The organism is Pokkaliibacter plantistimulans, assembly GCF_003194385.1.
Classification (GTDB): Bacteria; Pseudomonadota; Gammaproteobacteria; order Pseudomonadales; family Balneatricaceae; genus Pokkaliibacter; species Pokkaliibacter plantistimulans.
The window spans coordinates 1-6,897 of sequence record NZ_LAPT01000173.1 but is presented as its reverse complement, the minus strand read 5'-3'; the positions used below and the strand labels follow the sequence as shown (position 1 = coordinate 6,897).

7 protein-coding genes are annotated in these 6,897 nt (G+C 57.7%); 6 read left to right on the top strand and 1 reads right to left on the bottom strand.

Translation table 11 applies throughout. The annotated features are described in order from the left end of the window. Positions 1-234: 234 nt before the first annotated feature. From WH50_RS25410 to WH50_RS25395, 5 genes are all read left to right on the top strand, one after another. On the top strand, positions 235-891 hold the full coding sequence (locus tag WH50_RS25410) for an alpha/beta hydrolase (protein ID WP_110190239.1): 657 nt from the start codon (positions 235-237) through the stop codon (positions 889-891). A gap of 121 nt (positions 892-1,012) precedes the next feature. Beyond that, a complete protein-coding gene (gene ccoM / locus WH50_RS27200) occupies positions 1,013-1,132 on the top strand; it encodes a cytochrome c oxidase subunit CcoM (protein ID WP_279305964.1) in 120 nt (39 codons plus the stop codon). A gap of 347 nt (positions 1,133-1,479) precedes the next feature. Continuing rightward, the gene (dgt, locus tag WH50_RS25405) at positions 1,480-2,994 is read left to right on the top strand and encodes a dGTPase (RefSeq protein WP_110190237.1); all 1,515 of its coding nucleotides are present in this window, start codon (positions 1,480-1,482) and stop codon (positions 2,992-2,994) included. A 36-nt stretch (positions 2,995-3,030) separates the two neighbouring features. Beyond that, on the top strand, positions 3,031-3,798 hold the full coding sequence (locus WH50_RS25400) for a M90 family metallopeptidase (RefSeq protein ID WP_110190235.1): 768 nt from the start codon (positions 3,031-3,033) through the stop codon (positions 3,796-3,798). A gap of 54 nt (positions 3,799-3,852) precedes the next feature. Beyond that, positions 3,853-4,737, top strand: a complete 885-nt coding sequence (locus WH50_RS25395) for an oxygenase MpaB family protein (protein WP_243410273.1) — start codon at positions 3,853-3,855, stop codon at positions 4,735-4,737. A 231-nt stretch (positions 4,738-4,968) separates the two neighbouring features. Here WH50_RS25395 and bdcA read toward each other — a convergent pair whose 3' ends face one another. Then, positions 4,969-5,682, bottom strand: a complete 714-nt coding sequence (bdcA, locus tag WH50_RS25390; RefSeq protein WP_110190231.1) for an SDR family oxidoreductase — start codon at positions 5,680-5,682, stop codon at positions 4,969-4,971. A gap of 165 nt (positions 5,683-5,847) precedes the next feature. Here bdcA and WH50_RS25385 point away from each other — a divergent pair, with 165 nt between their 5' ends. Beyond that, complete coding sequence (locus tag WH50_RS25385) at positions 5,848-6,780, top strand: LysR family transcriptional regulator (protein ID WP_207780495.1); 933 nt, start codon at positions 5,848-5,850, stop codon at positions 6,778-6,780. The last annotated feature ends 117 nt before the right edge of the window (positions 6,781-6,897 follow it).

Here is a 6,897-nt window from a genome sequence, read left to right as displayed (position 1 = left end):
TCGTTGAAAAACGTTATCGAGGCAGCCGAGACAAGGAAATACCCCGAGGGCACAAGAAACAGGCGAAAAAGCGGAGTTTAGTGAACTAAATGAGCATTTGACTCGCCCCGCTCACCCCTTTGGGGCCGTGCTAAAGCACGTTCAGCCTTTGGCTGTGAGCCTGTTTTTGACGCGGTATTCGGCAACGCAGATAGATTTTCAACGACCTGTTAAACAGGACAAGAGGAAAGCTGAATGTTGAATTACGAAGTGGTTGAACCACGTGGAGAGCATCGTGCCAGTGTGATCTGGCTGCATGGACTGGGTGCTGACGGGCATGACTTTGTGCCGGTCATTCCGCTGCTGGGGCTGAGTGAACATGTGCGTTTCATTCTTCCCCACGCACCAGTGCAACCGGTCACCATCAATGGTGGCTACCTGATGCCCTCCTGGTACGACATTCTGGAAACGCTGCCTGAGCGGAAAGTGGATGAGCAGGGGCTGGATGCTGCCGCAGGCTGGATCGGCGCCCTGATCGAGGCCGAGCATCAGGGCGGTATTGCCTATGATCGCATCGCACTGGTGGGGTTCTCACAGGGCGGTGCCGTTGCCTACCACACCGGCCTGGGCTATGCACAGGCGCTTGCCGGTATTGTGGCGTTGTCGACCTATATTGCCTCACCGGGCAGGCTGCAGCTGGCGCAGGCCGCGTTGCCGCGGTCCCTGCCGGTGGCCATCATGCATGGTGAGGCGGATGACGTTGTGCCCTTCATGCTGGGCCAGCAGGCGCTATCAACGCTACAGGGCTGGGGACTGACACCGCAATGGCGGGCGTTCCGTCATATGGGGCATGAAGTGACTGTTGAAGAAATCCAGCAGATTGCAACTTTTCTGCGCGAAATATTGATCTGAGACAGGCGCTGAGGCTGGGCGATTTTCCCCTTTTTCAGGGTTGATACGGATCAATTTTTATCCGCTCAGGCAGGGGTAGAGTACGTACATACAGCAAGGCAACCCTACAGGAGACCGAGCTATGTACATGGATACTGTTGTCATCGCGGGCCTAGCCGTCATCGTCATGGCTCTGGGTTTTTTCGGTGGTCTGGCGTATTTCATCAAGAAAGATAACGACCACCATCAGCGTCCCAAGTGAGGGGCTGAGTCGTATCGATGACTGAGATTTTGTGTGCCCTGTGATGTGTCACAGCTGGCGCCCTCACTTAGGCGATTCAGCCACATCGTGGGAAGGCTGAATTGCCCAAGGCGGCAGACTGCCAAGTCTGTCTGACAGAGGGAGGATCACGGCCCTTCGCTCTGTTTTTCTCTATGATTCACCTCTTGACTCTGTGCTTAAGCGGGACCTTGTTGTCCCGCTTTTTTTATTGCCCGATGAGCCTGCCTGTTCCGCACTCCCTGCCTTGCCCCTTGTCTGTCACCCTGCTGGCTTATACTGTCAGGAAAAGGAACATCGCTGGTAACGGACAATAAGGAGTGGCCACCATGGATTCCACGCTGGGATTTGCCTGTAAATTCAGCAAGCGACGGGCGCTGCAAAAGCCGGATTATGGCCGCCATCTGGTCGCGGATTGTGGTGAAGAGGTGTTGCTTGCCCAGCTGGAAAGTGACCGTGGGCGCATCATCAGTTCGGCGGCAGTGCGGCGTCTGCAACAGAAAACCCAGGTGTTCCCGCTGGAACGCAATGCTGCGGTACGCAGCAGGCTGACCCATTCGCTGGAGGTGCAACAGAATGGCCGCTTTATCGTACGTACCATTTTCAAACTGGCCAAACCTCATTGGGCGGAGCATGTCGGCCTGCACTCACTGGAGCGGGCGCTGGAGACACTGGTGGAAATGGCCTGCCTGTTGCACGACGTCGGCAATCCTCCTTTTGGGCATTTCGGCGAAAGTGCCATCACCGACTGGTTCGATGCCAACCTGCGGACGTTGACGCCTTTTGACCCTGCCGAGCCCAGCACTCATCCCGCTCTGCGTGACAAGCTCAGCCAGGACTTGCAGAGCTTTGAAGGGAATGCCCAGGCCATTCGACTGACTCATCGCCTGCTCAAGCTCAATCTCACCTACGTGCAGACGGCCGGGCTGCTCAAGTATGTCCGGCCCGCCTATAAGCCCAAGCCCGATAAACAGGCGCCCTTATCCTATCTGCACAAAAAGCCGGGGTATTACCTGTCGGAAGAAGCCTTCGTTACCGACCTGTGGGAAAACCTCAATATGCAGCCGGGGACGCGCCACCCGGTGGCCTACATCATGGAGGCCGCTGACGACATCTCCTACTGTCTGGCCGACATCGAGGATGCGGTGGAGAAAGGCATCTTCAATATCAGTCAGCTCTGTGGCTATCTGCGGGAAGCCTTTGAGGAGCAGGGATTTCAGTTGCAGGACCGGCAGATAGAGAGCTTCGGCAAGCAGCGCAGTCTCGACGAGATCCTCGGTTATGTGCAGAAATGCGCCGAACAGGAAGAGGTCAACAAGGTCAGTGAGTTCTTTATCAGCTTGCGGGTGCAGCTGGTGCATCCTCTGGTCAATCATGCGGCACGACAGTTCATCGATAACAGCGGGGCGATCTGCAAAGGCACCCTGAACCGGGCCTTGCTGGAGGACGGCAGTATCTACAGCGCTATCATCCAGATGCTGAAAAGTGTGGCGGTGCGGCATGTCTTCAACCATGCCGAAGTGGAGACGCTGGAGCTGCAGGGCTACCGTATCATCTATGGCTTGTTTGATCTGTATGCACCGTTGCTCAGCGTCCCGGCCAGTACCTTCATGGCGCTGCTGGATGAGCAGCGCGGAGTGCCGGTGTATCTGCTACGACTGAAGCGACGGCTGCCAGCCATGCATGTGGCGGCGTATCGTCAGGCGGTGAAGGAGTGCCAGAGCGAGGCCGATTTTGTGCTGTGGGAGCGTTACCATCGCTGTCGGATGCTGCAGGACTTTATCAGTGGCATGACCGATCAGTTTGCCCACGATGAGTTCAAGACACTGATGGTCAGCGACTGATCATCCGTCATTCCTTCTGGTCACAGGTAGTTCCCTATGTCCTGGCTCCACTGGCTGTCACACTGGCGGGTGCGGCGTGTGCTCAAGCGTCACCCTATTGACCACCGACTGTGGCTGGAGGTGGTCCATCAACTGCCCTTGTTGCAGCAACTGGATGCCGTGGAGCGGGCCTATCTGCGCGAGCTGACGACCTTGTTTCTGCAGCAGAAAAGCTTCAGCGCGGCCCATGGCTTATTGATCACTGAACGCATGAAGGTGGTCGTGGCAGCACAGGCCTGTCTGCTGGTGCTGCACCTGGGTCTGGATTACTACCGTGGCTGGGTGGAAATCGTGTTGTACCCCGGTGCTTTTCGCGTACACCGCGATCAGCAGGACAGCGATGGTGTCAGTCATGATCAGGCCAGCGCCCTGAGTGGCGAGGCCTGGCTGCGCGGGCCGGTGATTCTGTCCTGGCAGGATGTGGAGCGTGACAGCCAGCACTACCACGCCGGGCATCATGTGGTGCTGCATGAGTTTGCCCACAAACTCGACGGCCTCAATGGGGCCGCCAACGGTATGCCACCCTTGCGGCGACACATGTCGCACACCCGCTGGACGCAGGTGCTGAGCGAGTCATACCAGCATCTGTGCCGCAGTGTTGAGCTTGGGCTGGCGAGTGACATTCCCGCCTACGGCGCCACTAATCCGGCAGAGTTCTTTGCGGTGGTAACCGAGTGCTTCTATACCGCACCCCACCGCTTGCAACAGAGCCACCCTGCGCTGTATGAGCAGTTTTGCTTGTTTTATCAACAGCGAGCTTTATAAAAGTGGCAAATGCATCCTGCAAACAAGAATCAGTTCAGGACAACGAGGGACAGTGTGCGGCGTTTGATTGAAAAACAGGTTCTGGGGTTAACCGGGTTGTCGCTGCAAGGCGTCAACTACCATGAACCACGCGGTGATATTGGCCTGTACGGGCCTGACTCCATGGTCTGGCGGGTACATGCCGACTTTACGTCCATGCTGTGTGGGGGTGTTTCCGCACTGCTGCTGCAAATGCTTGAGCCGATGACACTGGCCGGGGTGTGGGATCACTCCAACTTCCGCGAGGACATGCTGGGGCGCTTGCGTCGTACCGCTCAGTTTATTTCCGGCACCTCCTTCGGGCCGCGCTCTGATGCGCTGGCGCTGGTGGAGAAGGTGCGCAGAATCCATGGTCATATCGCCGGGCACTGTGCCGATGGGCGGCCATACTACGCCAATGATCCACAGCTGCTGACCTGGGTGCACGTCACCGAAGTCAGCAGTTTTCTTAAGAGTTATATGCGGTACAAAGGGACATTGAGTGACGAAGAGCAGGATCGTTACCTGACGGAATCGGCACTGACCGCACGCCTGCTGGGGGCCGAAGATATTCCGACCACTCGTGTACAGGTGGAAGACTATCTGCAGGCCATGCGCCCCCGGCTGCGCTGTGATGAGCGTACCGCGGAAGTGCGTGACGTGCTGCTGCGTGGTTTTGCTGGCGCACCGCAGCTGGTGCCCATGTTCAAGCTGTTTATGGCGGCGGGCGTTGACCTGTTGCCTGTGTGGGCTGCTGACTTGCTGGACTTGCCCATGAGCGGGCTCAGGCGCCGTATGGTGCGGCAGAGTGTCAGCTCGACGGCCGCTGTATTGCGCTGGGCCGTGCGTGACAGTGCCAGTATTCGTGCCCGTCAGCGGGTGGAAAGTCTGCCGCTGCCGGGCAGCGGCTTATCGGTGTAATGTGTTTCCCTGCCATGTTCGCTGGCAGTAAAAAGACCCTGGCCACCGCTGTGTTTCACAGGGGGGGGCAGGGTCATTCCGGGGTGTGTTCACGCTCTGTGGCGCGCTGACCACATCCTGTGGGAAAAGCCTTAAGTGGCTCGCTCAGGAGCAATTGACTCCGCTTCTTCAGCACTTTTCACCTTGTTTGATATCAGATCGTGAACATACTCCTGGGTCAGTGAAGGCTGATCAGGCACCGAAGCCGCCATCGATGGTGTGCTGTGCACCGGTGATGTAGCCTGCCTCAGGGCCAGCCAGGTAGGCGACAAAACCGGCGATTTCATCGGCACGACCATGACGTTTGATGGCCATGAAACTATGCATGAACTCACTGAACGGGCCTGCGGCTGGATTCATTTCGGTATCGACCGGTCCGGGCTGAACGTTGTTGACGGTGATGTTACGTGAACCCAGGTCGCGGGCCAGACCGCGAACCAGACCCTGAACCGCAGATTTACTCAGTGCATAGGCGGCTGCACCGGCCATAGGCATACGGTCACCATTGACCGAGCCGATAACGATGATGCGGCCACCGTCTGGCATCTGGCGGGCGGCTTCCACTGCGGCGTGATAGGGCGCGCGGACGTTGACGTCGATCATGTGGTCGATGGCGTCAGCATCCAGCTCCAGTGGGTCTCCCATTACCAGGGTGCCGGCGCTGATCACCAGAATGTCGATGCTGCCCTGAGACTGGATAAACTGGGTAAGTGCGTGGCGGTCAGAACTGTCAACCTGCACGGTGGTGGTTCCGGTCTCGCTGGCCAGCGCCTGAGCGGCGGCAGCGGAGCCTGCATAGGTAAAGGTGGTGTTGGCGCCATCTGCGCTCAGGCGTCGAACGATGGCTGCGCCGATACCGCGGCTGCCGCCAAGAACGAGTGCTTTTTTGCCGTTTAATGTGGCCATGAAGTGTGCTCCTGAAATGTGATCCGGTGTTGTTGACCGGGTGATCTTGGTTGGTGAGAGACACAATAGGTGATTCTTGAAATGGGAAAAATAAGCTAAATTTCAAATTACCTTTGCTATATGTAGAAAAATAACCCTACCCCTGATCGCTGTGGAGAACCTGCCTTGAGCCAGCTTGAGCAAATCCGAATCTTTGTTGAACTGGTTCAGGCGGGCAGTGCCACTGAGGCCGCACGGCGAATGTCCATTGCGACCTCCGCAGTCAGCCGCCGGCTGAAGGAACTGGAGCAGCGTCTGGGGACCGAACTGTTGCATCGCACGACGCGCAGCATGGCCCTGACCGAAGACGGTCGCGCCTATTACAGCCGCTGTGTACAGATTCTGGAGGACTTGCGGGAAGCTGATCGCGAGGTATCCAGCCGCTCGCAGGAGTTGCTGGGGACGTTGCGGATCGCCACGCCCTGGAGCTTTGGTGTGTCGTATCTGGTGCCTGCGGTGACCGAATTTATGCAGTTGCACCCGGAGATCCGGGTTGATCTCGACATGGATGACCGCCGGGTGGATCTGGTGGCGGAAGGCATTGATATTGCCATTCGCATCGGCGAGCTGCAGGACTCCAGCCTGATGGCGCGTCGTCTGGCGCCTGTCTCCCATATTGTGGCTGCCTCACCGGCCTATCTGCAGCAACATGGCTATCCGCAAAGCCCGGATGACCTGAGCCAGCATGCAGGGTTGTGTTACGCCAACCTCAAGTCGCCGGGGCAGTGGGTCTACTTTGATGCAGCGGGCAATAAACGCACGGTGCGCGTGCCCATTCGGCTGCGATCCAGCAACGGCGAAGCGCTGTGCCATGCGGCCATGGCGGGGCTGGGTATTCTCTGCGAGCCGAGCTTTATCACCTCCAGAGCCATCACTCAGGGGCTGCTGCAGCCGCTGCTTCTCGACTACCGCTGGTATCAGATGGCGGTGTATGCCGTCTATCCGCCTACCCGCCACCTGTCACCACGGGTGCGGCGTTTTATTGATTTTCTCAGTCAGCGCTTTGGTGAGCAGCCTGAGTGGGAGGCCTGCTTGCAGGAGTGCATCGGAGCACGCTGATACAGGCCAGACGGATGCTGACTGCTAACTGTGGCGGTTATGGCGATTGCATCTATGCTTTTACAGGTCGTTGAAAATCTGTCTGCGTTGCCGAATGCCGCGTCAAAAACAGGCTCA